Source organism: Maribellus comscasis, assembly GCF_009762775.1.
Lineage (GTDB): Bacteria > Bacteroidota > Bacteroidia > Bacteroidales > Prolixibacteraceae > Draconibacterium > Draconibacterium comscasis.
In genome coordinates this window covers 1,962,572-1,988,250 of sequence record NZ_CP046401.1, presented here as the reverse complement: position 1 = coordinate 1,988,250, position 25,679 = coordinate 1,962,572, and the positions used below count along the sequence as shown (strand labels likewise).

The following is a 25,679-nucleotide window of genomic DNA, read 5'->3' as shown; positions in this document are numbered from 1 at the left end:
TCCGAAAAAGAAGTTTTTCATGTGATTTATGGAGCGTAATTTATTTTTAATATCTTATTTTAGAAGACATAAAAAGAATAAGCCAAAAACTACATCATGAATCGAATTTGTTTCCTTTTTTTCATTCTTATTTTTTGGGACGCGACTACTTTTTCTCAGGAAGTTGAATTTTTACCCGATGATTGGGAAAATCCGGCGGTTTTTGAAAAAGGGCAAAATTTGCCACGGGCTTTTCATATTCCTTTTTCATCAAAAGCGGAGGCTTTGCGAAACCGTATTTCAGGCAACGAAAACTACCGGCTGTTAAACGGACAGTGGAGATTTAAATGGGTAGAAACTCCTGAGCAGGTGCCGGAAGGCTTTTGGCATCCCGATTTTGATGTGAAAGAGTGGGATGAGATAAAAGTTCCGGCTAACTGGCAAATGGAAGGTTATGGCCATCCAAAATTCAGAAATGTGAGACTCTCATTTGAAAACGATCCGCCTAATATTCCCGGGTATTATAATCCAACAGGTTGCTACAAACACAAGTTTACAGTTCCGGAAGATTGGGAAAACAAGGAAGTAATGTTGCGCTTTGAAGGTGTAAAATCGGCTTCCTATGTTTGGGTGAACGGAAAACGCGTGGGATATAATCAGGGCGGTTTTGAACCAGCAGAATATAATATCACATCTTTTATAAAAGAAGGGGAAAATGATTTAGCTGTTGAAGTGATTCGTTTTTCAGATGGTTCGTATCTTGAAAACCAGGATATGTGGCGGCTTTCAGGAATTTTCAGGGATGTAAAACTGATTGCGGAGCCAAAGACATTTATCCGCGATTTTTATATTGTTACCGATTTGGACAGAGATTACAAAGATGTGACTCTAAATGTTGAATCCGACATTCAGAATACACTTCAGGATTCCGTAATTTGTTCGCTCGAAATCGATGTTCTGGACGAGAACAAGGAGTCGATTCTGTCGGAAGGATCTACGTCAGTAATATTTTCGGTGCCACCTGATACTTCAAAAAAAGTTTCCATTTCAATACCTATTGTTAACCCCTCAAAGTGGTCTGCTGAATATCCGAATTTGTATACTGTTCTTTTTCATTTAAAAAACAGCGACGGAAATACACTGGAAATTTTTACTAAAAAAACAGGTTTTCGGGAAGTGGAATATAAAAATCATATTTTAACTGTAAACGGAGTGCCGGTGAAATTGAATGGAGTAAACAGCCACATGCACGATCCGGATCACGGACAGGCAGTTCCTTTGGATATTTTGGAGAGAGATCTAATCTTGATGAAGCAATTTAATATCAATTGTGTTCGCACTTGTCATTATCCACCTACACCAGAATATATTGAAATGGCAAACGAATTGGGGATATATATTTTTGATGAAGTGGGTGATGAGGCACATTCAAATACTCAACTTTCAAACGACCCAAGCTGGACAGAAATGTATAAAGACCGTTCGCGAAAACTGGTTTACAGGGATCGGAATCATCCGTCGGTGATAGTGTGGAGTGCCGGCAATGAATCGGGGAGCGGAAATAATATTAACGAGGTGATAAAAACCGGAAAAGAAATCGATCCCAGCCGTCCGGCCTGGATGTACGGTGGCAACCGGTTTTATATCCCGTTTGAAGATTTGGTGGGACCTCGTTACTGGGCTCCAGTCGATTATAAGAATCTTGCAGAAGGGAAAGTTCTGGCAGAAAACGATCAGCGTGCCTCTTTTATGGATGAATATTTAGCAGCAACCGGAAATGGTTTGGGAGGAATGGATGAATACTGGGAGTGGATTTGGAAATATCCGCGCTTAACCGGAGGCGCCATTTGGGATTGGATTAGCCCCGGAGTTAAAACTTCGCGCTGGGTTTTACCCGATTTGTCAAACCATAAAAATGACGGGCAAATTATGGGACGGCCTGTTTTTGAACAGGGTATCTCTGGCTGGGGACTGGCTTTTTCAGGGCACGATGACTGGATGGAGTTTTACCGTGCCCCAAATCTCGATATTACCGGAAACGAGCTTTCCATCGGCTTTTGGGTAAAACCTTCCAAAATTCCGCAGCCCAATACCTTTGTTGCAAAAGGGCAGTTTCAGTACGGAATACGAATGGAAGATGAAGAGACGCTGGAGTTCTATGTTCACAGCGAAAAACGAATTTCAGCAAAAGTAAAGGTTGATGAAAATTTTTACGAAAGCTGGCATCACATCGCAGGTATTTACGATGGGAGATCATTAAAATTATACATCGATGAAAACGTAGTGGCAGAAACCCGTTTTAGCGGGAACATAAGTCACACACCTTTTCCGCTTTGTATTGGCCGCGAAGCCGATACCCAGGATCAGGGAGAATATTCGGGCAGGCTCTCGAAAATGATTATTGATGAAGTGAGGGTATTTGACCGGGCTGTTCCGGTTTCTCAATTTAACGAACTTGTATCCGATGAAGTATTAGCGCTCGATTTTGAGAAAGATAAAAAGGATGGTGAATTTTTTGCCGTTGGATTGGGGGGAAGAACCTATGGAATTATCTGGCCTGATCGCAAAATTCAGCCCGAAATTTACCAGATAAAAAAATCAGGGCAGCCTGTTCTGATAGAAGCTGTTGATATTGAAAAAGGGATTGTAAAAATTACCAATCGCCATCAGTTTAAAAATCTGAATGAACTTGCCGGAATCTGGGAGCTGACCGTGAACGGGGATACAATACAGCGAGGTTTTTTTGATATAAATCTTCCGGCACAACAGTGGAAACTGGATACCATCGGTTACCGGATGCCCAAGGTGGAAATAAATTCTGAGTGTTTCCTCACTGTTACATTTGTTTTGAAACAAGCTGCAGCGTGGGCAGACGCTGGTCACGAAATTGCCTGGGAACAAATCAAAATCCCAACTTTATTTTATAATGTTGAAAGTGAAATTAAACAAAGAGGAGTCAATGTTTCCGAAAATGACGCAGCAATTGTTGTAAGCGGCAGTGAATTCAAATATACTTTTGATAAAACAACAGGGAAAATCAGTTCTTTTCAGTTTAAAGGAAAAGAATATCTGGAAGACGGCCCTGTGTTTAATGTTTGGCGTGCACCCTTGGCGAATGATATCGATCCGTGGGGAAGTTACTTTTTTGAAAAAAGTAAAATGACAGATGGCTTTGGCCGGAGCATCGACAATCAGTTGCGCACACTGGGAATGCGTGATCTTGAGTCGCAATTGAATGAAATGGATGTCCTTAAAAAATCGGGTGGAGAAGTTGTTGTGAAAATAAAAGCTTTTTCAAATTCATCGTTGCCAGCAAACCGAAGGTTAAACCGGGGGGGATATTTTTCTGCTTTTCAGCGAAATGAAACCTGGACTGTTTTTGCTGACGGTACGATTCAACTCGAACAGGAAATTATTCCAAACGGTCCGATGCCCGATATGTTACCAAAGATTGGTTTACAGTTTCAATTGCCAAAGGAGTTTAAAAATGTGGAGTGGTATGGTCGCGGACCGTTTGAAACCTACCCCGATCGAAAAACGGGGGCTAAAGTTGCTGTTTATAAATCGGATGCCGATGAGATGTACACGCCCTATATTATTCCGCAGGATTATGGCAACCGCACCGATGTGCGCTGGCTAAAAGTTCAGAATAAAAATGGCGACGGGTTGTTCGTAAGAGGGAGTGAATTACTCAATTTTAGCCTGCACAAATATTCCACCGATAATCTTTCCCGGGCAATGTACACCTACCAGTTGAAAGAAGCGCCAAATACGATTCTGAATATTGATTATGAAGTGTCGGGAGTAGGGGGCACTGCTATCCGGCAGTTGCAAAAATACAGGGTAAAGGCGCATGCCGGGAAATATAAATTAACGATAAAGCCGTTTTAAAATGGATTAACTCCCTTCTACTTCCTCCAAATCGCCGGAAAGATCCGCGTTCAGGTCAGTATTTAAAAACTCGCCCTCGCCCGGAAGTATAAGTTTGAAGTTTGTAATCTGATCCAGATCCAGAGTTCCTTCATCCAACTCAAATTCCAGCACATGACCGCCAAATGTTTCATCTTCCGAAATAAAGTGGAGGTGATAGCCCGGCACATTAATTCCGGTTACAAAAGGCGGACAATAATAGCCGCATAAAGTTCCGGAGACCGATTGAATTTCAAACTCCGGTTGATTTGCAGTAACTTCCACCAACGGAGGATAAGGTTTTTGCTGCGCCGGAACACTTCTGGTTTTTACGTAATTAAAATTTCCCTGTAATCGTATCGCGTAAAATAAATTGGGGCTGGCAATTAACGTATCGATTGTATTTTTTAATTCTTCATAGGAAAACGAATTCAAATTATAATTGACTTCCGGGGCGAAATAGGTTATTGTAGAAAAAGGTGTCTTTGTATCTCCGGCAGGTTTGTATATTTTCCCGTCACCTTTTATCTGATAAAAAGTACCGTTATAAAAAAGCATTTCGCCGTCAAGCGAGTTAAACGTTCCAATCCCAAAATCTCCCGAGCTTGTTAATTTATTTAGCGTTGTTTCGCCATCAAAAACGCCTTGTAATAAAGCGTCAATTGTAGAAATCTGAACGACGATTTGTTCATTCGTTCCCTGAACTTCTTCTTTTGAGCAACCGGAAAAAAATAGAAACAGAAATAAACTCAGGCATATGTTTTGAAGTGTAAAATAATATTTCATTGTTTAAAATTTTAATTCATAAAGAGTGGAATGTTATCAAAAAAAACTACTAAAACTACATAATTCAGAATTTTTAATATTTTCCTGATTTTGATTTTCAGGGAAATGAATTGTTTCAAAATCGTTGTCTTTTATCAGTAAATCCATATAAAAAGTTAATCCTCTCAGGTGTAACAAATACTACAACACCCATTTCTTCAAAAGCAAATATTGTTCAATTTGATTGTTACAGTGCGAGGTTGGTATTTATATTTTATTTCAAAGTATAAACAAAAATTGGAAGTTCCAGGGCAATTACTCGTCTCTGCCAATTTCTCTCGAACCACTGCCTTTTTCAACCCCAACATTTAAATCGCCAAGTTCTGCCCGCGTGCTTTCCACGAGTTTCATAATCTCTTCGGCTTTTTCAGGGTAATATTCAATTACATTAAATTGTTCTCCCGGGTCACGCATCATATTGTACAATTCCGGGCTTTCCACTGTTTTCCTGATTCTTGGGCCGCCATGTCCATCCTGTCCGGGTTTGGCCTCGTAGGAAGCCCAGGTATGGGGAAGTACCAGTTTCCAGTTTCCTTTCCGAACAGCATTTAAGTTGTTTTTTCCATAGTAAAACAGGATATCTTTACGAGGTTCGGCATCAAAATTTCCCTGCCACAGTGCTGTAATATCCACGCCGTCAATTTTTAGTTCCGGCAAGTTGGCACTGGCCAGTTTTGCAAAACTCGGAAGAATGTCGATTGCACACGCCAGTTTATTGCAAATGGTTCCCGCAGGAGCATGTCCCGGCCATTTAATAATAAACGGTACACGTTGTCCTCCTTCCCAACTGGTGGTTTTTCCTTCACGCAATCCACCGGCAGAACCACCGTGATTTCCAAAGTTTAACCAGGGGCCGTTGTCGGTTGTAAAAATAAAAACTGTGTTTTCTGCAATTCCGTTGGCTTTCAACGCATTTTCAATTTGCCCCACACTCCAGTCTATTTCTTCCATCACATCGCCGTATTTCCCTTTTTTTGTTTTTCCCCTGAATTTGTCTGAAACTCCAAGTGGAATATGTCCCATACTGTGTGGAATATATAAGAAGAAAGGTTTGTCGGCATTTCGGTTAATAAAATCAACTGCTTTTTCTGTATAAAGCGTGGTAAGCGTATCTTGTTTTTTTAATGAAGTAATAAAATCTACCGGTTCATTTCCTTCTATCAAAGGAAGATTGGGGAAAGAATTTCTGTTGTGTCCCTCAGGCAGCGGTTGACCTACATTGTCAAGTGGCCACATATCGTTGGAGTAGGGCAGTCCAACATATTCATCAAACCCGTTTTGCAGCGGCAGAAATTTTTTATGATGCCCCAAATGCCATTTACCAAAAATTGCCGTGGAATAGCCTTTGGTTTTTAACATTTCAGCAATTGTAGTTTCATTTGGGTTAATTCCAATATTGTCGTAAGGAAACAAAGCTCCTGAAATTCCAATCCGATTTGGATAACAGCCTGTCAGAATCCCGGCACGGGAAGCACTGCAAACCGGTTGTGCTGCATAAAAATTGGTAAAGCGCATCCCTTCAGCAGCCATTTTGTCCAGATTGGGTGTTTCAAAACCAGTGGCTCCGTACACACCAATATCTCCATAGCCCATGTCGTCGATAAACATCAAAACGAAATTTGGAGATTGGGATAAGCTGCCGTCTGAAGTTTCAGTGTTGCAGGAAAAAAAGAAAGCAGAAATTAATAAAACAGGAATTAGAAGCTTTTTCATTGTTTTTGTTTTAGAAGAGTATTTTGAATACAGGAACAAATTTAATGTTTTTGGCGATTGATGATTTTTAATAAGCAGATGAATTCGTAACTTTCCAGATATTCAATTAATAACTAAACCAATGAAGCAGCTTGTTCTTTCTACTTTTTCGATTTTCATTTTTATTTCAGTTTTTGCCCAGTACCCTGAAATAAAAGGAGTTGACGTACGCGTTAAATTTGATCATAAGATCAGGGATTGGGATGGTTTTGGTTTTAATTACGTTGAAACGGCCCAAACACCGGATTACAAAGAGTTTCCGCAGGAATATGGCGGGTTTAGCTTGCTTGATGAAAATGAAAAATCAGAGATTATTGATTTAATTTTTGGTGAAGACGGGCTAAAAGTGGGTTTGGTAAAAATGTTTTACGATCCTTTTCATCAAAATGAATCAGGTGGCACTTACGACCACGAAACAACAACCAAAAATATGCGGGAATTTGTTCGTAAAGGTTTGGCTGAAACGCGTGATAGGGGAGCAGATCTGGATATTATTACAACACTTTACGGGCCACCTGCATACATGACTTTACAAAAGGTAATTCGTGGAAGAGATCTGGACCCTGCACACCAGGAAGATTTGGCAGATTATCTGGTTAGCTGGGTAAAATTCCTTCGTGAACAAGAAGGATTCCCGGTTAATTATGTTTCGTTGCACAATGAAGGCGAAGATTGGGATCGCTGGCCCTGGGACGGAAAAGATCCAAATATCGGGCGTGGTCATGATTATAATTTATATTACACGCCGGAATTGGTAAATGAAATGATGATTCTTACCAACAAAAAGCTTAAAGATGCAGGTTTAAATGATGTTGGCGTAACACCGGGTGAAACTTCAAACTGGTATAGGTTTTCCTACTGGGGATATGCCGATGCGATTGCAGAAAACGATGCCGCTGTAGATGCTATAGGCTTAATAACATCACATGGTTTTTTTAACGGTAATTATGCTACGCGTTGGTTTAGTGACCATAATTGTATGGGAACCGAGCTGATTCGTGAGAAACGGCCCGCAATGCATTCATGGGTTACATCCACCAGTTGGAGTAAAATGGATACAAAAAATATTAAGGAGATGCACGATAATATTTATTCTGCCAGAGTAAATGGTATTATTCCATGGGCAGGAATTCAACGCCCCGAACAGTGGGTAGGTGGAGACCCAAATCCCGGCTCGGCTTTTACAGTACATGAAGACGGGACTTACGAAATTCGTCGCGGGTATTATTTTTATAAACAAATTACCAGGGCAGGCCAGCCCGGAGCAATGGTTTGCCGTACAACTTCCAACGAAACACAATTGCCTGTGATAGCCTTTGGCAAAGGAAACTCAAATGGAACAGATGCTTTTGTGGTTACAAATATGAGTGATCGATGGAATAAACCTTGTGTTATTACAATAACCGGAACAAATGCAACTGAATTTAAAGCATTCAGGACAAATGAGGCGGAGACTGAAAAATATGCTGAAATTGGAACTTTTAAAGTGGAAGACGGTAAATTGGTTTATGAAGCGCCTGCAGGGACTGTTACTACTTTTTTTGCCAATGAATGATTTATTAAAAACGAATCAGAACTTTACCCGAACTCATGTTATTTTTATATATTTCAATTGCTTCTGATATTTTTTCCATTGGGAAAGTTTTGTTTACCTGCGTGGATAATTCATTGCCAATCAGTGACTGTATTTTACGGGTGGTTTTTAGAGAATGAAAAAAGTTTTTGTTTTTCAGGTATTCCGCTAACCAAAAGCCATGAATATGATTCCCTGAAAAAATTAAATTTCCGGGCAGTATTTCACAAATATCCGGGTCGAGTCTGCCGTAAATAAACAAGTGAGCACCCCGGGGAGCTGCATCCAGCAGTTTTTGTACCAGGCTACCTCCAACAGCGTCAAAAATTACATTGGTATTCAGCTTGTGAGCAATTTCTTTTAACTGAGATTCGAAGTCCGCATCTGAGCTATTTACAACAAATTCTGCTCCTTCTGCTTTTAGAATTTCCACCTGTTGTTGCCTTCTCACCACTGATACCACCGGGATGTTGTATTTTTTCCCAAGCTTGATTATCATTCTGCCAAGGGCGCTTGCCGCTGCAGTATTAATAATGCCTCTTTTTTCTTTTTTCGAATTTGACAGTTTTTTAAGAACATCAAAAAAGGCAAGTGCAGTCATCGGGTTTACAAACATCATGGATGCTTGTTCCATGTTTATTTTTTTTGAAACCGGAACACACATATTGGCTGATGTTACCATATATTCAGCCCAGCAGCCATTGTATTTTGGAGAAGCAGCACAAGAAACTTTCTTCCCATTCCATAATTTTGGAAGAAAACCTTTCCCTGCTTCCACCACTGTTCCGCTGCCTTCAAACCCGGGAACCACAGGATATTTTTTTTGAATTCCGTATCCTCCGCCCATAAAGGCTAAATCAGAGGGATTGATAGGAGAGGCATGCATTTTTATTAATACTTCTCCCGGACCAGGTTTGGGTATGTCTATTTCAGAAATTTTGAGCGGCTGTCCGGCTTCGTGTAAAACAGCAGCTTTCATTTTACCCATTTTTAATGTGCTTAAATTAGTTTCGATTCAGATAAAAGTATTTCCATTTCCTGTTGTACTTTTTTTGCAGCTTCGCCCGCTTTTTCTGCAAAATCGGTTTCGGCTGAAGCGTAAATTATTCCTCTGGAAGAATTAACCAAAAGCCCACACTTGTTGTTCATTCCGTTTTTCGCAACTTCCTGCAGGCTGCCACCCTGTGCTCCAACTCCGGGAACCAACAAAAAATGATTGGGAACAATTTCACGAATTTCTTTTAATTTTTCAGCTTTTGTGGCTCCAACAACATACATCATACTTTCATTGCTGCCCCAATCTTTTGAGGTTTTTAAGACCGATTCAAACAATTGGTCTCCCGACTTTTCATCTTTCAGAAATTGAAAATCAAAAGCACCTTTGTTTGATGTAAGGGCCAGTAGAATTACCCATTTATCAAGATAAGTCATAAATGGTTTTACCGAGTCTTCTCCCATATAAGGGGCAACTGTAATCGCATCAAAATCAAGTTTGTCAAAAAAAGCCCGGGCATATAAATTCGACGTGTTTCCAATGTCGCCACGTTTTGCATCTGCAATCAGAAAAATATCCTGATATTTTTCCCGAACATAATGAACTGTTTTTTCCAGACTTTCCCAGCCTTGCCATCCGAGGCTTTCGTAAAACGCTAAGTTGGGTTTGTAAGCCACCGAAAATTCTGCAGTAGCGTCAATAATTTCCTTGTTGAACGAAAAGATGGGGTCAGAAGTGTCTTTTAAATGTTTTGGAATTTTAAGAATATCAGTATCCAATCCTACACAAAGAAAACTTCGTTTTTTCTGAATTTGCTCGAAAAGTTGTTGATGGTTCATTTTTTTGTTATTGCCATTCCCGCGCAAACAGGAGTCTGTTTATATTTTTGTTGAGATTCCCGATTCCTCGGGAATGATAGTTAAATCTCTGCTTCCTTCAGTTTTTCTGCATTTTCTTCAATCATCAGTTTTTCAATTATTTCGTCGATTTCGCCGTTGATGATTGCTTGCAGGTTATATAATGTCAAATTAATCCGGTGGTCTGTAACACGGCCTTGCGGCCAGTTGTAGGTACGTATTTTTGCTGAACGGTCGCCGGTGGAAACCATTGTTTTTCGTTTTGACGAAATCTCGTCGATGTACTTCTGGTATTCCATATTGTACAATCGGGTTCGAAGTTCAGTCATCGCTTTGTCGAGGTTTTTGAGTTTTGATTTCTGATCCTGACAAGTTACCACAATTCCCGTGGGGATATGGGTTAAGCGAATGGCCGAATAGGTCGTATTCACCGACTGACCTCCGGGACCAGAAGAACAAAATTCATCACGGCGTATATCTTCATTCTTTAACTCCACATCAAACTCGTCGGCTTCGGGCAAAACGGCTACTGTTGCTGCCGATGTGTGTACACGTCCCTGAGTTTCGGTTTGAGGTACACGTTGAACCCGGTGTACCCCCGATTCATATTTGAGAATTCCGTATACTCCCTCTCCTGTAACATTGGCTACAATTTCCTTAAAACCTCCGGCAGTACCTTCGTTTACGTTTGTTATTTCCATTCGCCAGCCTTTTTTCTCGCAGAATTTGGTGTACATGCGATAAAGGTCGCCGGCAAAAATACTGGCTTCATCACCACCGGTTCCGGCCCTGATTTCCAGAATTGCATTTTTGCTGTCTTCGGGATCGGCAGGAACAAGTAACATTTTTATTTCCTGTTCCTTTTTAGGAATCATCTCCTCCGAGGATTCTATTTCTTCGCGCGCCATTTCACGCATTTCTTCATCTGTCTCTTCGGCAAGAATTTCTCTGCCCGATTCAATATTTCCAACCAGGTTTTTATACTCCTGGAATTTCGCTACCAGTTTTTGCAGCGACTTATATTCCTGGTTTAATTTTACATATCGCTTCATATCAGCGATCACTTCCGGGTCGGTAATCAATTGCTCCACTTCCTCGTAACGGTGTTTTATCGATTCAAATTTTTCCAGTAATGCGTATTGTGCCATTTTTCTTTTTTCTTTTAAGTTTCTGTGTAAATGGGATGTTTTATTAAAGAACAGTTATTGCCGGGGAAATATTCAAATCCCCATTTTCTCACAACCGGGTGAGCTAATAAAAATATGTTCCTTCACCAGAATTTATGGTAAGCTTTTTCCCTTTGCAGGATTCTACTCTGCCAACAATTTGAGCATCGATATTAAATGATTTTGATATCGAAATTATTTCTTCGGCAGTGCGAGTGTCTGTATAAATTTCGAAACGGTGTCCCATGTTAAATACTTTATACATTTCTTTCCATTCGGTTCCCGATTGTTCCTGAATCATTTTGAAAAGCGGAGGAACCGGAAACATATTGTCTTTAATTATATGCACATTATCAACAAAGTGAAGCACTTTTGTTTGCGCGCCACCGGAACAATGTATCATTCCTGAAATTTGATTTCTGAATTGGTCAAGAATTGTTTTGACTACAGGGGCATAGGTACGGGTTGGAGACAAAACCATTTTCCCGGCATCGATACCCATACCTTCAATCTGCTCTGTAAGCTTCATTTTTCCTGAATAAACCAAATCAGAAGGTACTTCCGGATCAAAACTTTCAGGATATTTTTTTGCCAGATAGTTTGCAAAAACATCGTGGCGGGCCGAGGTTAATCCGTTACTGCCCATTCCCCCGTTGTACTCCGTTTCATAACTTGCCTGACCTGAAGAAGAAAGCCCTACGATTACATTGCCGGCTGAAATTTTATCGGCAGAAATTACGTCTTCCCGCTTCATTCGGCAGGTAACGGTTGAATCGACAATAATTGTTCTCACCAAATCGCCAACATCGGCTGTTTCACCCCCTGTTGAATAAATACTTATTCCCATGTCACGGAGTGTGGCAAGCAATTCTTCGGTGCCATTTATAATTGCTGCAATTACTTCGCCGGGGATATTATTTTTATTCCTGCCAATGGTTGATGATACCAGAATATTATCGGTTGCCCCTACGCAAAGTAAGTCGTCAACATTCATAATTAAAGCATCCTGCGCAATACCTTTCCAAACGGAAAGATCTCCGGTTTCTTTCCAGTACATGTAGGCCAGCGATGATTTTGTTCCGGCACCGTCGGCATGCATAATATTGCACCATTCCGAATCGCCGCCCAAAATATCGGGTACGATTTTACAAAAGGCTTTTGGAAACAGTCCTTTATCTACATTCTTTATTGCTTCGTGCACATCTTCTTTTGATGCTGAAACTCCTCTGGCGCTATATCTTGATTCAGTTACCATTCAATAATTCAGATTTTGGCTACAAAATTAATATTTTATATTCACCTGAAAACACAAAAATGGAAAGCCATAATTTTGACCTCCCATTTCTGTACTGAATATTTTTTAAGCTAAGCGTATAAAAAACGCTTGATTTTTTTTGTCGGTGTCTTTTCAAAAGGAATGGGCTGTAAAACAACCTGTTGGATTCTTGAGAATTTATTCACTTCCTCATTCACTTTTTTCTGTATTTCTTTTAAGATTTCTTCTGACCTGACATGAATATATTGTTGAGCTTCAGCTTTCAGATGTTTAAAATTCTGCTCAATTTCTTCCATATTCAGGTGAATCATTGCAACAAGTTTGCCTTTCTTTTCTACAACCAGAGATTCCAAAACATAACGCATTTTGTTGATGACCGATTCAATTTCCTCCGGATAAATATTCTCTCCGCTGGCACCTACAATCATTGTTTTAATTCGTCCCTTAATGTAAAGCATATTGTTTTTGTCAAAACAACCCCGGTCTCCGGTTTTGAACCATCCATCTTCAGTAAAAACCTCTTTTGTAATTTCCGGTGCTTTATAATATCCTTTCATTACATTTGCCCCTTTTGCCTGAATCTCTCCTTCACCTGTAACCGCATCAGCATCCGCAATTCTTAGTTTTACTCCTTCAACAGCAACTCCGGTTGAGCCTATTTTAGTCTTTCCAACAACTGCACCAGCCAAAAGCGGAGAAGTTTCTGTTAAGCCATACCCAATTGCGTAAGGGAATTTTCCTTCGTTTAGAAACCGTTCAACAGTAGGATCGAGCTTGGAACCTCCTATTCCAAAAAAATGTAAATGGCCACCAAAAGTTTTATGAAGCTTTTTCGCGGCAACCCTGTGTAACAATTTCCGTGTTGCCGACACCGAATAAAGGAATCGTGTAACCGCACTTTTTTGGAATTCGGGTAGTATTTTTGCTTTGAAAACCTTTTCAATAATTAGCGGAACAGCAAGCATTATTGTCGGTTTTACTTTCTCCAGCGCGGGTAGTAAAACTGACGGAACAGGAGCTTTTCGTAAATAATGGATCGACGCACCGTATTTGATGGGTAGTAAAAAGCCTACTGTATTTTCCAACGTGTGAGACAAGGGTAAAATAGAAAGGAAACGATCTTTTGATTTTACCTGATACAGTGAATAACATTGTTGCGTTGTCCAGGCCAGGTTTTTATGTGTTAACATAACGCCTTTTGAATTTCCTGTTGTTCCCGAAGTATAAATTATTGTTGCCAGATCTTCCTCTTCCACATTTACTCTTTCTTGTTTTTTGGTAATAACCGGAAGTGAACTGGATAATGAATGCAAATGTTCTGCCGGTGTTTCTTTGGGAATAATAGCAAATTTATCCAACAAAATTATTCTTTCAAGAGATTCAGCTGCATCGCTGTTTATGTGTTTGTATAATCCTTCAGCAACAAAAAGAATTTTAGCTTCAGAATGTTGCAGGATTGATTTTATTTCATTTTCATGAAAATCGGGTAAAATAGGTATAACAATTGCTCCAACCATAGAAATGGCAAAAAAGGCAACACCCCAGTTGGGCATATTGGTACTCAAAATGGCTACTTTATCACCTTTCGAGATTCCTAATTCGGTTAAAAAATCGGCAACCAGATTGATATCTTCACCCAATTGTTTATATGTGTAGCTTTTCTCTCCCGCAAAAACAATTGAAGTATTTCCGGAATATTTTTCTACGGATTCGTTGATTAATGAAGGTAAAGTAAGTTTTGATTTATTCACCATTCTAATTTACTACTATTAAAACTTTTAATTTGTACTGTCATTAAAAAAACAGTTTCTTAATCTGCTTTGTTCAGGCAGCAAAAATAGCAAAAAAACTATGACTAATTCTTATTAAGGCATTTATATCCACTTTTCAATATATATGTAGCTGGCTGGGAAACAGATTTTTGCTTTGCGAAGAGCGGGAATTAACATTTTTTATGAAATTAAAATGGCTCAGGAATGGCTATCTTACACTTTAATATGAATAAAAATCGGAAAAATATAGTTACTCAAACTGCCAATTATGTTCAGGGTGTTTTTGAAAAAGATAGTTCCGGGCATGACTGGTGGCATATTTACAGGGTTTATAATCTTTCTCTTAAGATTTCAGGGGTGGAAGGAGGCGAAAAATTTGTAGTTGAACTTTCAGCTCTTTTGCATGATTTGGATGACTGGAAACTTAACGGTGGCGAAGATGCAAATAAGGCTGAAAACTGGCTTAAAAAGGTCGGCGTTGAAAATAAAGATCGTGCAAGAATTCTTCAGGTAATTGACGAGGTTTCGTTTAAAGGAGCAGGAGTTGAAACAAGAGCAACATCACTGGAGGCCAAAATTGTACAAGATGCAGACCGGCTTGATGCCATTGGTGCCATTGGAATTGCGCGCACTTTTGCGTACGGGGGGAATAAAAACCGCGTTATTTACGACCCGGAAATTAAACCGGTGAAACATAACAGTTTTGACTCGTATAAAAGGAACATAGCTCCAACTATTAATCATTTTTACGAAAAATTGTTGTTGCTTAAAGACAGACTAAATACTACAACAGCCAGAAATATTGCTCAAAACAGACACGAATTTATGGAGAAATTCCTTCATCAGTTTTTTTCTGAATGGGAGACTATTTTTTAAGAAATTAAAACAAATAATGTGATGTTTGTTTCTTAATTTTGAATGAGAAATGAGGTTGGTTTTAAAGCGTTTTATATAAAAACAAATAGCCATGAAAATTGAACACATTGCAGTATGGACCAGTAATCTGGAAGGAATGCGCAGTTTTTATATGCGTTATTTCGATGCATCTTCAAACGAGATTTATTACAACCATTCAAAAGGATACCGTTCCTATTTTCTTACTTTCGATGGTGATTGCCGCCTTGAAATAATGGAAATGCCCGGCATACCAAAGTCAAAAAATGACCCGGTAAAACAATTTTCCGGGCTAATTCATTTTGCTATAAAAGTGAATTCCAGAACCGATGTAAACAAACTTACGGGTACGATCAGGGAAGATGGATTTAAAGTTGTAAGCGAACCCCGGACAACAGGAGACGGATACTACGAAAGTGTCATTTTAGACCCCGATGGAAACAGGGTTGAGATTGTGGCCTGAAACTTTAATATTTTTGTTGAATATTATTTCCTCCAAAACGGAAAAAGCAGCCGATGTTTTGTTATTTTTGGGATTCAACTAAAATCTTAACCAATGAGACTTCACTATTTTTTGAAAAAATCAACTTTGTTAATCTCTTTTTTAACCTTTATTTTTTTTATAAGTTGTAAGGAGAAGGCACCCAAAGAACTGCCAAATATCTTGTGGTTGACAAGTGAGGATAATAGCCCCTTTGCGGGATGTTACGGAGATGAGTTTGCCACAACTCCAAATCTGGATAAATTAGCGTCGGAGGGGTTTTTGTATACACATGCATACGCAAATGCACCTGTTTGTGCACCTGCGCGAAATACAATAATTACAGGTGTTTATGCTTGTTCAAACGGCAATCAGCACATGCGGAGTTATTACCCTAAATCAGAAACAGTAAAAACATATCCTGAGTTTTTGCGGGAAGTAGGATATTATTGTACCAATAATGTTAAAACTGATTATAATACGACATCGATAAACCCGGATGAAATTTGGGATGAATGCAGCAGGGAGGCTCATTATAAGAATCGGGCGCCCGGGCAACCGTTTTTTGCTGTCTTTAATACTACTATTTCACACGAAAGTTCCATCCATAAGTGGATTCCCAACGAAGACCTGAGACACAAACCTGCAGATGTTACACTACCGCCTCATCATCCTGATACTCCTGAGATGAGACATGATTGGGCACAGTATTATGACAAGGTTGAAGACATGGATACTCAGATTGGAAAATGGTTGCAGGAGCTCGAGGATGCCGGCCTCACTGACAATACCATTGTTTTTTATTACGGTGATCATGGTGGTGTGCTGGCTCGCAGTAAAAGATATGTTTACGAATCAGGAACACGGGTTCCTTTTATTGTTCGTATCCCTGAAAAATATAAATATCTGTTTCCTGAAAGCAATCCGGGGTCGAAAGTAGACCGTTTGGTAAGTTTTGTTGACCTGGTCCCGACTTTGCTTAGCATCGCAGGAATTGAAATACCTGATTACCTTCAGGGAGATGCTTTTTTGGGAGAGCAAAAAACAGAAGATCCGGAATATGCTTTTATGTTTCGTGGAAGAATGGACGAACGCTATGATATGAGCAGGGCTGTTCGGGATAAAAAATTCAGATATATTCGCAATTACATGCCGTACCGGATTTATGGCCAGCATCTGGAATATCTGTGGCGTGCTCCTTCAATTGGCTCATGGGAGCGGGCATACAAAAATGGTGAATGTGACCAAGTGCAGAGTATTTTTTGGGAACCAAAGCCGGCGGAGGAATTGTACGATACAGAGAACGATCCATGGGAAGTAAATAATTTGGCCGAGGACCCTTCTTATAAGGACGTTTTGGACAGAATGAGAATAGCAAACAGGGATTGGATGTTGCGGATTGAAGATACCGGATTTATTCCTGAAGCCGATCGGATTGAACGGGCAGGTGAAGAGCCGTTTTATGATTATATGAGAGGTGGTAGCGTTAATTTAGAGAAACTTATTGAAGTAGCAGAAGTTGCAACACAGGGAAAGCCTGAGAACATGGATTTGATGATCTCATATCTAAAAGATGATGAAAGCGCGGTTCGATACTGGGGAGCAACCGGATTATTGATTTTAGGTGAAAAAGCTGCTTCAGCAAAGCAAGATCTGGAAGCTGCATTAACAGATGAATCTCCAAATGTTGTTGTTGCAGCGGCTGAGACGCTTTATAAACTGGGAGAAAAAGAAAAAAGCAGAAGTGCATTGCTTGCAGTTCTTGAAGACGGGAATCCTTTTGCGCGTTGTTATGCTTTAAATGCAATTGACGGAACAGAAGATTCAAGTCAGGAAATGATAGACGGAGTGATTGCTATGATAAAAAGGATGCCCGATATGGATCGTAATCGTTATGATTTGCGTGCAGCTCGCGGGTTATTTGAAAAATGGGGACTGGACCCGCTTAAATACGATTTGGTTTTTAACTGGTAGTATTAATGAAATATTTACTAACCGGACAGGAATCGGAACGTTTGCTTTTCCGGAACCTTGAGGAAACTGATTTTGAATGGTGGCTGGAATTTACTTCGGATAAAGAAGCTACCCGTTATTTTGATTTTACAGGTGATTTATATCCGGAGGAATTTTGTCGTTTTTGGTTTGATAAGGTTTTTGAAAGATACAGAGAAAATACAGGTGGTCATAATGTTCTGGTAAATAAGATTACAGGTGAACGGATTGGAATGTGTGGTCTTTTAATACAGGAAGTTGATGGTGTTTTGGAAATGGAGATAGGGTATTCAATTCATCCAAAATTCTGGAAAAAGGGGTACGCAACCGAGGCCTCAAACGAGTGCAGAAAATTTGCATTTAAAAAAAAATTTGCAGATTCACTGATTTCTATTGTTCACAGAGAAAATATTGCTTCGATGGAGGTTGCCAAAAACAACAAAATGGAGTTTGAAAAAGCTACTGTGTTTAAAGGAGCTCCTGTTTTTATCTTTAGGGTGTTTAGAAACAATCAGTCATCATAAACCGTAATAATAGTATTTGTTTCAAAATCCTGTGCTCTCATTATCAGTGAAATACCACTTATTCTGATGCTTCCAAAAAGACAGATATTCCTTCAGATAGCCCTCCCTGCAAGATTTTGGTCATTATTGAGTGAGTTGAACTTTGGTTTGGAAGTGCGGATGAATAATTTATCCAAAGCGGATCATTTGCTGATTCGATAATATTTATGTTCTCACCAGGTTTCGAAGAAGGGATAACCGAAAACCTCACATATCATTGTTTGATACTGATTCGATATCGATTAAAGCAATTTCCGGAGTGGAAAAAATACATTAATCTGTCCTTCGTCCCACTGCGAAAAAGCTGTGATTAAAAAAAATTGCCCACCGAAAAAACAACAATTTATTCTTGCAGTCTCCATTTTAGATTTTTTATTTCTGAACTACGGAAAAAAAGGTTGCCGTACATTAAGCAAGCAACCTTTTTACGCTAATTATTGCAAGGATAATCAGTTCCCCGTAATTGTATATGTTACAGTTGCACTGTATGAACCTGCATTGATGTTTCGATAACTATTCTGATCTTTTACCTTAAGTGAATAAGTAATGTTGTGGTCGTTATTGACTCCGTTTCCGGTATGGCAGTTTTTAATATCGTGTATGACATTGGTGGTTAATTCTTTTTTTTCAACAACATTAACAACTTTGCCGGTTTGTTCTTTCCCGTTTCCCTGGTAATCACTTGCTTTTACATATAACCCAACACTACTTGGTGAATTGCCACTTGTTGAAGCAGAAATTGTTCCTGGGTTTCCTTCGTTAACGATTGAGGGATAATTTAAGCACAGGTCGCTGTTGGTGACGGTTTCAAAATCGACTGCCTCGCCGGCTTCAAAGCTGTTAATTTCAGGACTTGGGCTGATTGAAGAAGCTTCACTGTTAATTATTGCGACGGTTGGCACTTCTATTGATACACTGTGAGTCGCAGTGCTTTTGTCGTTGTTGTCTCCTGAGGGGTGAAGCATAACCATTGTTAAACCTGAGATAAATAAACTTGCTGTGATTGTTAAAACTATTTTTTTCACGATCTTCTGCGTCTAGATTGTTTGTAAATTTCATCAAGCGTCGATGTGCTAAAACAATTGCAACTCAGATGCCATGTGGTCCATATGTTTGTTGTAGAGGTCTTTATGTTTTTTTGTGATCTCGTGTTTGTCTCAATAAGAGACGGGTTGATTTGTTTTGGGAGTCAGATTTAAAATGGGAATTTAATTCTTTTTGGGCTTGGGGTGAAATTGTATTGTTCTTTTTTGCATGATATAGGACAGTTTTTGAAGAGGTGCTAAGTCCCCTGCTGCAGGTGCTTTGCAGCAATTTCAACCTCGTTATACCATTCTTCTCCGTATTTTCTGATAAGAGGTTCTTTTAAGAATTTATAAAGTGGTAATTGATTTGAGAATCCGCATTGTCTCCCTGGTTTACAAATGTCGAGTTCCTGATAATTAACAGCATCAAACCTTTTGTACTCTGTTATTCGAATAGGAAAGAGATGGCAGGAGACTGGTTTTCTAAATGTTGTTTTTCTTTCAAAATACGCTTTTTCGATGCTACATTTCAAAATTCCATTTTCATCGTAAAATGAATAAGCACATTGCCGGTTGTTTACGAGTGGAGTTACCAGGTCGCCATCACTGTCTATAACCGAGAAGCCTTGTTTCTCAATTTCTCTGATGTGCTTTTTGGGAAGGTAAGCCCGGTAAGCCGCGTAATTTTTTTCGATAGTTTTTGCTTCCTCCTCTGTCAGTGGGGCGCCGGAATCACCTTCGATACAACATGCTCCCTTGCACTTCAATAGGTCGCAGAGAAAGTGTTTCTCAAAAATATCAAGGCTAATTAATGTACGGCCAATTTCAATCATTCTGTTTTTATTCATTAAAACAAATTGAGAGCTCTTTTTATAAGAACTCTCAATTTGCACACAAATTTTAAAAGTATTTTATTTTACTAATACTTTCCCTGTCATTTCTTTTGGTATTTCCAATCCCATGACAGAAAGAAGGGTAGGAGCAACGTCGGCTAATATTCCATTTTCAATTTGAACATCTTTTTTGTCGCTGATAAAAACACAGGGAACCGGGTTAAGAGAATGGGCTGTGTTTTCCGAACCATCAGCGTTTACTGCATTGTCAGCATTTCCGTGGTCCGCTATAATCATCACATTAAATCCCCCTTCAAGAGCTGCTTCAACAACTTCTTTAGCACATTGATCAACCGCAGTTACCGCTTTGTAAATGGCATCGTAAACACCTGTGTGTCCCACCATATCACCATTGGCAAAATTAAGGCAAACAAAATCAGCTTCCCCGTTTTTTAATTTGGGAACAATGGCATCTTTTATCTTGGGCGCCGACATTTCCGGCTGTAAATCATAAGTAGGAACTTTGGGTGATTGAATTAAAATCCGGCTTTCTCCTTCAAATTCATCTTCTCGGCCTCCGCTAAAAAAGAAAGTAACGTGGGCATATTTTTCTGTTTCGGCAATTCGGATTTGTTTTAACCCGGCTTTTGAAACAATCTCTCCCATCGTATTTACAACATTCTCTTTATCAAAAATAACATTAATTCCTTTAAAATCAGCTTTGTAGTTGGTCATGGTATACCATTGCAGATTCATGGTTTTCATGCCATAATCAGGAAGATTTTCTTGAGTAAACGCAATGGTCGTCTGGCGCAAACGATCGGTGCGGAAGTTAAAACAAATTACCACGTCGCCTTCTTCGATTTTCCCAATCGGCTCTTCGTTTTCATCTACCATTACTACGGGTTTCATAAATTCATCGGTGACACCGTTATCGTATGATGCCTGAATAGAAGTTAAAATGTTAGATGATTTCTCGCCTTTCCCTTCAGTATATAAATCATATGCCAGTTTTAAACGGTCATAGTTTTTATCACGATCCATTCCGTAGTATCGGCCAATCAATGAAGCAAATTTTGCATTTGTTGGTTTCAAAGCCTCCAGATCCGACTCAATAAAACCATACCCTGAACGAGGATCTGTATCGCGTCCATCTGTTAACCCGTGGATAAAGATATCTTCCAAACCCATGTCGGTGGCAATTTGTGCCAGCGCCACCATATGTGAACTCAAAGCATGGACTCCACCGGGCCCGATTAATCCAAGAAGATGAACTTTTTTATTGTTTTCTTTTGCGTAAGTGTAAGCTTTAACAATTTGAGGATGCTCCCACAACGATTTATCACGGATTGCCTTGGTTATTTTTACCATGTCCTGGTATAGGACACGGCCTGCACCGATGTTTAGATGGCCTACTTCTGAGTTCCCCATTTGTCCGTCGGGAAGACCAACATTTTCTCCCGAAGTTAATAATTGTGCATTTGGATATTTCTCTTTTGCAGAATCCATAAACGGTGTTGGAGCAGTTGCAACGATATCACTTTTCGAACCATCGCCAATCCCCCATCCGTCAAGGATCATTAATAATGTTTTTTGTATTTCAGCCATAATATTGTTGTTTTATTATATTACTTTTTAAAGAACAGACAAAAGTATCTTTTTTCCATCCATTTAGAAAATAACAAATGAATGAAAGAAAGGATTTAACAAATTCTTTCGGCTAATTTTGCGAAAACATGTTATCAATCTTTTTTAAAAATTAAATAGCTAAAAACGCAACCAAATAATAGCCAACTTCGTCTGTTTAAAAACGTGAAAAACTGAACCATGAAAAAAATCTTCCTGTTCTTTTTGCTTCCGCTTTTTATTTCATGTATTGACGAGGGCGTCGATTTTCGCAATACCGGCGATAACAACATACGTATTTATATTGTTAAGGATGGGGAGGTCGACAACTCTCAGCCAAATGAGGATTTAGAGTCGTTGGAATTAGAGAGTACACCATGGTTAAAGAGTTCGGAGATTGAATTTTACGATTGGTCATCTCACATTTTTTATTTAAATACCAAAAAGGAAAAAGGGCAATATTCGGGAAATTATTTTGTAATAAAAGACGGTGATACACCTCTTCTCCTGGGTGTATTTTTTGCAGTATACTGGTCATTTATGCCGCAATTTCCAAGTATTGTTGCACACGATGACTTTTTTTATCCACAAGATGTTATCGGCTTAGGTGGAATCAATTTTTCTTCGGCGGTGGATACAAGTGCCAATTTTCAGAATTTCAGGGAGGCATTGGAAAGTTCCGGGATTTTGCACGAAGGAATAGATGTTGAGCTTACTAAACTAAAAAAGAAAAACGCAACTACACTTGAGTACTCCATTCGTATAACAAACAACGATATAGAAAGTATTTACGTTTTAGACCCCAGCAAAATGGGCGAGGGGAGATTCCATTATTATACAAACGGGGTTTCGTTCCGTAAAGATAATGTTAGTTACTATTCGCAGAGTGAAAGTATTTCATCTCCGGAAATCAGAAGCAATTGGTATTATAAACTGGTTCCGGGAAAATCGATAACCAGAACAATCTCCCGGGGTGGTTTTTCAGATTTGCCGAGCGGAAATGTTCACTTTTATTTTTCCTTTCCCGGGGCGAATGTCGATGCTGGTGAATGGAAAAAAGCAGACGGGCGGATTTGGTTAGGAAACAAATATATTGAAGGCGATATAAGTCTTAATTGAACATCGTTTACAATTCGTCGCTAAAAAATTACAGTTCGGTAGGATTGTTTTTTATAGGCTGTGTTTTCATCTGAAATTTGAATTAAAAGATTCGCAAGAATGAACAATTCAAACAGAAAATGAAAACAGAACTTTACAAAATAAATTTCAAAGCCATGAAAACAATTTTATCCATTTTTTTTATTTCTTTTTCTCTTTTAATAAGTGGTCAAACCAAAATCAACGGGTATGTAAAATCAGAAAACGGGGAAGCACTTCCCGGAGTAAATATTTTTTTGGAAAACACATACGATGGTGCCAGTTCCGGTGAGAACGGAGATTTTTCATTTTCAACAGACGAAAAGGGTATTTTTCTTTTGAAAGCCACTTTTATTGGCTACAAAAGCTGGGAAAAAGAAGTTGATCTTTCAGAAGATATTTATGTTGAAATAATTTTAAAAGAAAGTGTAAATACCCTTGATGCGGTTATAATTACAGCCGGAAGTTTTGCCGCTTCCGATGAATCGAGGGCTTCAGTTATGAAATCGCTCGATGTGTATACAACACCAACTGCCAACGGCGATATAATGGCAGCCATGAAAACCATGCCGGGCAACCAGGCTGCTTCCGACGACGGACGTTTGCTGGTGCGTGGCGGCGATGTTTATGAAACACAAACATACATTGATGGTCTTGTTGCTGCAAAACCATATTTTTCAAAGACACCTGATGTGGCTACCCGCGGACGTTTCGCTCCTTCGCTGTTTAGCGGCGTTTCATTTAATTCCGGTGGATATTCAGCAGAATACGGACAGGCACTTTCGTCAGTTTTGGTTTTGAATTCAAACGACCTCGCCGAAAATGATAATACAGGGCTCTCTATAATGAGTATTGGTGGAGAAGTAAACAAAACCAAACGCTGGACAAAGTCGTCGCTAATGTTGTCAGGCGGCTATACCAACCTTTCGGCATACGATAAGGTTTTTAACAGCAGCATCGACTGGGAGAAACCGGTTCAGGCTGTAAACGGAACTGCTGTATTCCGGCACAAAACCAGCTCCCGTGGAATGTTCAAAGGATATATAACCACCGATTGGGGCAATCTTTCGTATTTTGTTCCTGCTGCAAAGCCTGACGAGTTAATGCGAATTTCCAACAAAGGAACAACCGTCTACTCCAATCTTTCCTATCGCGACTGTTTTTCGGATAAAAGCTGTTATAAAATCGGGGTTTCGTCAACTATTCAGAACAACAAATTGGGCTTGGATTTTGACAATATACAAACGTTGGAAATGAATGTGGAAACGCGTTTTTCTGTATTTCACGATGTTTCAGATGGTGTGAAAATTACATGGGGAGCAAATGAAACGTACAATAAATACGATTTGGAATACAAACCGTTTGAAAGCACATCTTCGAAACTGGATTTTGATGATCACCTGCTTGGTGGTTTTATTGAAAGTGAGATTAAATTCAGTAGAAACCTTGCCATCCGACCCGGAATTCGTTCTGAATATTCATCTGTATTAAATAAGTGGAATTTTGCGCCACGTTTTGCCCTTGCATTAAAAACCGGTAAAGAAGCTCAGGTTTCCGGCGCCTGGGGTTTGTATCATCAAACTCCGCAGGCCGATTATCTTCGCTGGGAGACGAGCCTCGATTTTGAAAGGGCTTATCACTATGTTTTAAGTTACCAGTTTGGCGATATATCAAAACGTTTGTTTCGAGCTGAAGTTTATTACAAAACCTACAACCGGTTGGTTACTTACAGCGGAGATAACGAATATCAGATTTCAAATATTCAAAACAGCGGAACCGGTTATGCCGGTGGGATTGATATTTTTTGGCGCGACCTTAAATCAATTAAAGGCTTTGACTACTGGATAACGTATTCATACATAGATACAAAAAGAAAATATCAAAATTATCCAGAGAAAGTAACGCCCTGGTTTGTGTCGGATCATAACTTTTCATTTGTTGGCAAGTACTGGGTGAATCAAATCAATACTCAGTTTGGGCTTTCATTCACCGCTGCGAGTGGCCGGCCTTATAACAATATAAATTCGGATGAGTTTATGGCGGAAAAGACAAAACCGTATTCCGACTTGAGCTTAAACCTCAGCCACGTTTTTTATATCGGGGATCAGTATTCTGTTCTTTACTGTTCGGTTAATAATGTTTTGGGAAATGATAATACCTTGAGCTATCGTCCATCAAATCTATCGGATGCGCAGGGAAACTACACAATGATTCCGGTAAAACGCGATTTAAAACGAATGGTTTTTATTGGGCTGTTTCTGAACTTTTAATCATCTGCAATTCATCCCTAAAAATCAACAGTTCGGTTAACAAGTTTTTCAAAAAGGATACATCTGTAAGAAATTTGAATAGTATTAATTTAAAAAGAACAATGTCATGAAAAAAATTTTAATAATCACTCTTTTTGTCGCTGTTTATGTGAGCAGCACTTTTGCCTCTGGCTATGAAGAAACAATGGGGAAAAACATTGAGAAAATGTATAAAATAACTTCCGGACCTGAAATGCTAAGCCAGGCAAACCAATTCCTTCGGATTGCCTCGGTTGAAAAAGACAAGTGGCTTCCAAAGTATTATGCTTCGTATTGTTTTGTTATGTCGACCGTATTTGGCGAGATGAGTGCCGACGAAAAACATCAGAGATTGGATATGGCTCAGAAAGAAATGGATGTTTTAAAAGAGATGGCTTCTGAAGAATCGGAAGTTTATGCTTTGCAAGCATTTATTTACCAACTAAGAATTACCGACATGACAAAGGGAATGAAATATTCAGGACTGGCAAACGAAGTTTTGGCCGTTGCGGAAAAATTAGAACCCGAAAATCCTAGAGTTTATTATTTGCGCGGCATGAATACCTATCATACTCCCAAAATGTTTGGCGGCGGCGCTGAAAAGGCCAAACCTTTTTTTGAAAAAGCGGCAGAGAAGTTTGAAGCTTTTGAAGCTCAAAACGCGTTGTCGCCTAACTGGGGGAAAGAACACAATGCGCAAATGTTAAAGTCTTGTCAGGAAGAATAGTATGATTGTT

The 25,679-nt window shown here is 39.3% G+C and carries 19 protein-coding genes; 9 read left to right on the top strand and 10 right to left on the bottom strand.

Translation table 11 applies throughout. The features are described from left to right. The first annotated feature begins 96 nt into the window (after window positions 1-96). Window positions 97-3,870: a beta-galactosidase small subunit-related protein gene (locus GM418_RS08170; protein WP_158864958.1), complete on the top strand. Its 3,774-nt coding sequence runs from the start codon at window positions 97-99 to the stop codon at window positions 3,868-3,870. A 6-nt stretch (window positions 3,871-3,876) separates the two neighbouring features. Here GM418_RS08170 and budA read toward each other — a convergent pair whose 3' ends face one another. Beyond that, window positions 3,877-4,674 carry an acetolactate decarboxylase gene (budA, locus tag GM418_RS08165; protein ID WP_158864956.1) on the bottom strand — a complete coding sequence of 266 codons (798 nt, stop codon included), beginning with the start codon at window positions 4,672-4,674 and terminating at the stop codon, window positions 3,877-3,879. A gap of 294 nt (window positions 4,675-4,968) precedes the next feature. Further along, a complete protein-coding gene (locus GM418_RS08160; protein ID WP_158864954.1) occupies window positions 4,969-6,426 on the bottom strand; it encodes a sulfatase family protein in 1,458 nt (485 codons plus the stop codon). 121 nt (window positions 6,427-6,547) lie between these two features. Between GM418_RS08160 and GM418_RS08155 the strand changes: the two genes are divergently transcribed. Continuing rightward, window positions 6,548-8,020: a glycoside hydrolase gene (locus tag GM418_RS08155; RefSeq protein WP_217447739.1), complete on the top strand. Its 1,473-nt coding sequence runs from the start codon at window positions 6,548-6,550 to the stop codon at window positions 8,018-8,020. Between the two features lie 4 nt (window positions 8,021-8,024). Here GM418_RS08155 and GM418_RS08150 read toward each other — a convergent pair whose 3' ends face one another. The 5 genes from GM418_RS08150 to GM418_RS08130 all read right to left on the bottom strand — a co-directional run bounded on the left by GM418_RS08150 (window position 8,025) and on the right by GM418_RS08130 (window position 14,085). Further along, window positions 8,025-9,017: a zinc-binding dehydrogenase gene (locus GM418_RS08150; protein WP_158864952.1), complete on the bottom strand. Its 993-nt coding sequence runs from the start codon at window positions 9,015-9,017 to the stop codon at window positions 8,025-8,027. A 20-nt stretch (window positions 9,018-9,037) separates the two neighbouring features. Further along, window positions 9,038-9,871 (bottom strand): orotidine-5'-phosphate decarboxylase, encoded by an 834-nt coding sequence (pyrF, locus tag GM418_RS08145; protein WP_158864950.1) that lies wholly within the window; start codon window positions 9,869-9,871, stop codon window positions 9,038-9,040. Window positions 9,872-9,951: 80 nt separating this feature from the next. Next, entirely contained in the window at window positions 9,952-11,037 is a 1,086-nt protein-coding gene (prfA, locus tag GM418_RS08140) for a peptide chain release factor 1 (protein WP_158864948.1), read from the bottom strand. A 103-nt stretch (window positions 11,038-11,140) separates the two neighbouring features. Beyond that, window positions 11,141-12,310 (bottom strand): AIR synthase related protein, encoded by a 1,170-nt coding sequence (locus GM418_RS08135; protein ID WP_158864946.1) that lies wholly within the window; start codon window positions 12,308-12,310, stop codon window positions 11,141-11,143. A 110-nt stretch (window positions 12,311-12,420) separates the two neighbouring features. Further along, complete coding sequence (locus GM418_RS08130) at window positions 12,421-14,085, bottom strand: AMP-binding protein (protein WP_158864944.1); 1,665 nt, start codon at window positions 14,083-14,085, stop codon at window positions 12,421-12,423. 222 nt (window positions 14,086-14,307) lie between these two features. Here GM418_RS08130 and GM418_RS08125 point away from each other — a divergent pair, with 222 nt between their 5' ends. The 4 genes from GM418_RS08125 (at window position 14,308) to GM418_RS08110 (ending at window position 17,994) form a co-directional block, all read left to right on the top strand. Beyond that, on the top strand, window positions 14,308-14,979 hold the full coding sequence (locus tag GM418_RS08125; protein ID WP_217447738.1) for an HD domain-containing protein: 672 nt from the start codon (window positions 14,308-14,310) through the stop codon (window positions 14,977-14,979). A 91-nt stretch (window positions 14,980-15,070) separates the two neighbouring features. Beyond that, on the top strand, window positions 15,071-15,460 hold the full coding sequence (locus GM418_RS08120; protein ID WP_158864942.1) for a VOC family protein: 390 nt from the start codon (window positions 15,071-15,073) through the stop codon (window positions 15,458-15,460). Window positions 15,461-15,553: 93 nt separating this feature from the next. Beyond that, complete coding sequence (locus tag GM418_RS08115) at window positions 15,554-17,452, top strand: sulfatase-like hydrolase/transferase (protein WP_158864940.1); 1,899 nt, start codon at window positions 15,554-15,556, stop codon at window positions 17,450-17,452. A gap of 5 nt (window positions 17,453-17,457) precedes the next feature. Then, window positions 17,458-17,994: a GNAT family N-acetyltransferase gene (locus GM418_RS08110; RefSeq protein WP_158864938.1), complete on the top strand. Its 537-nt coding sequence runs from the start codon at window positions 17,458-17,460 to the stop codon at window positions 17,992-17,994. A gap of 488 nt (window positions 17,995-18,482) precedes the next feature. Here the strand turns inward: GM418_RS08110 and GM418_RS08105 are convergent, their stop codons facing one another. The 3 genes from GM418_RS08105 to gpmI form a co-directional block, all read right to left on the bottom strand. Next, window positions 18,483-19,058 carry a hypothetical protein gene (locus GM418_RS08105; RefSeq protein ID WP_158864936.1) on the bottom strand — a complete coding sequence of 192 codons (576 nt, stop codon included), beginning with the start codon at window positions 19,056-19,058 and terminating at the stop codon, window positions 18,483-18,485. 257 nt (window positions 19,059-19,315) lie between these two features. After that, complete coding sequence (locus GM418_RS08100; protein WP_246222824.1) at window positions 19,316-19,906, bottom strand: DUF3109 family protein; 591 nt, start codon at window positions 19,904-19,906, stop codon at window positions 19,316-19,318. Between the two features lie 63 nt (window positions 19,907-19,969). Then, complete coding sequence (gene gpmI / locus GM418_RS08095; protein ID WP_158864935.1) at window positions 19,970-21,499, bottom strand: 2,3-bisphosphoglycerate-independent phosphoglycerate mutase; 1,530 nt, start codon at window positions 21,497-21,499, stop codon at window positions 19,970-19,972. A gap of 219 nt (window positions 21,500-21,718) precedes the next feature. Here gpmI and GM418_RS08090 point away from each other — a divergent pair, with 219 nt between their 5' ends. The 3 genes from GM418_RS08090 (at window position 21,719) to GM418_RS08080 (ending at window position 25,669) form a co-directional block, all read left to right on the top strand. After that, window positions 21,719-22,636 carry a hypothetical protein gene (locus tag GM418_RS08090; RefSeq protein WP_158864933.1) on the top strand — a complete coding sequence of 306 codons (918 nt, stop codon included), beginning with the start codon at window positions 21,719-21,721 and terminating at the stop codon, window positions 22,634-22,636. Window positions 22,637-22,791: 155 nt separating this feature from the next. After that, a complete protein-coding gene (locus GM418_RS08085; protein WP_158864931.1) occupies window positions 22,792-24,924 on the top strand; it encodes a TonB-dependent receptor in 2,133 nt (710 codons plus the stop codon). Window positions 24,925-25,030: 106 nt separating this feature from the next. Then, window positions 25,031-25,669 (top strand): hypothetical protein, encoded by a 639-nt coding sequence (locus GM418_RS08080; RefSeq protein WP_158864929.1) that lies wholly within the window; start codon window positions 25,031-25,033, stop codon window positions 25,667-25,669. Window positions 25,670-25,679: the final 10 nt, after the last annotated feature.

What these genes read in the sequence shown, in the direction of transcription:
- GM418_RS08170 (WP_158864958.1), top strand. Translation starts at nt 97, where the DNA reads ATGAATCGAATTTGTTTCCTTTTTTTCATTCTTATTTTTTGGGACGCG.
- budA (WP_158864956.1), bottom strand. Translation starts at nt 4,674, where the DNA reads ATGAAATATTATTTTACACTTCAAAACATATGCCTGAGTTTATTTCTG.
- GM418_RS08160 (WP_158864954.1), bottom strand. Translation starts at nt 6,426, where the DNA reads ATGAAAAAGCTTCTAATTCCTGTTTTATTAATTTCTGCTTTCTTTTTT.
- GM418_RS08155 (WP_217447739.1), top strand. Translation starts at nt 6,548, where the DNA reads ATGAAGCAGCTTGTTCTTTCTACTTTTTCGATTTTCATTTTTATTTCA.
- GM418_RS08150 (WP_158864952.1), bottom strand. Translation starts at nt 9,017, where the DNA reads ATGAAAGCTGCTGTTTTACACGAAGCCGGACAGCCGCTCAAAATTTCT.
- pyrF (WP_158864950.1), bottom strand. Translation starts at nt 9,871, where the DNA reads ATGAACCATCAACAACTTTTCGAGCAAATTCAGAAAAAACGAAGTTTT.
- prfA (WP_158864948.1), bottom strand. Translation starts at nt 11,037, where the DNA reads ATGGCACAATACGCATTACTGGAAAAATTTGAATCGATAAAACACCGT.
- GM418_RS08135 (WP_158864946.1), bottom strand. Translation starts at nt 12,310, where the DNA reads ATGGTAACTGAATCAAGATATAGCGCCAGAGGAGTTTCAGCATCAAAA.
- GM418_RS08130 (WP_158864944.1), bottom strand. Translation starts at nt 14,085, where the DNA reads ATGGTGAATAAATCAAAACTTACTTTACCTTCATTAATCAACGAATCC.
- GM418_RS08125 (WP_217447738.1), top strand. Translation starts at nt 14,308, where the DNA reads ATGGCTATCTTACACTTTAATATGAATAAAAATCGGAAAAATATAGTT.
- GM418_RS08120 (WP_158864942.1), top strand. Translation starts at nt 15,071, where the DNA reads ATGAAAATTGAACACATTGCAGTATGGACCAGTAATCTGGAAGGAATG.
- GM418_RS08115 (WP_158864940.1), top strand. Translation starts at nt 15,554, where the DNA reads ATGAGACTTCACTATTTTTTGAAAAAATCAACTTTGTTAATCTCTTTT.
- GM418_RS08110 (WP_158864938.1), top strand. Translation starts at nt 17,458, where the DNA reads ATGAAATATTTACTAACCGGACAGGAATCGGAACGTTTGCTTTTCCGG.
- GM418_RS08100 (WP_246222824.1), bottom strand. Translation starts at nt 19,906, where the DNA reads ATGAATAAAAACAGAATGATTGAAATTGGCCGTACATTAATTAGCCTT.
- gpmI (WP_158864935.1), bottom strand. Translation starts at nt 21,499, where the DNA reads ATGGCTGAAATACAAAAAACATTATTAATGATCCTTGACGGATGGGGG.
- GM418_RS08090 (WP_158864933.1), top strand. Translation starts at nt 21,719, where the DNA reads ATGAAAAAAATCTTCCTGTTCTTTTTGCTTCCGCTTTTTATTTCATGT.
- GM418_RS08085 (WP_158864931.1), top strand. Translation starts at nt 22,792, where the DNA reads ATGAAAACAATTTTATCCATTTTTTTTATTTCTTTTTCTCTTTTAATA.
- GM418_RS08080 (WP_158864929.1), top strand. Translation starts at nt 25,031, where the DNA reads ATGAAAAAAATTTTAATAATCACTCTTTTTGTCGCTGTTTATGTGAGC.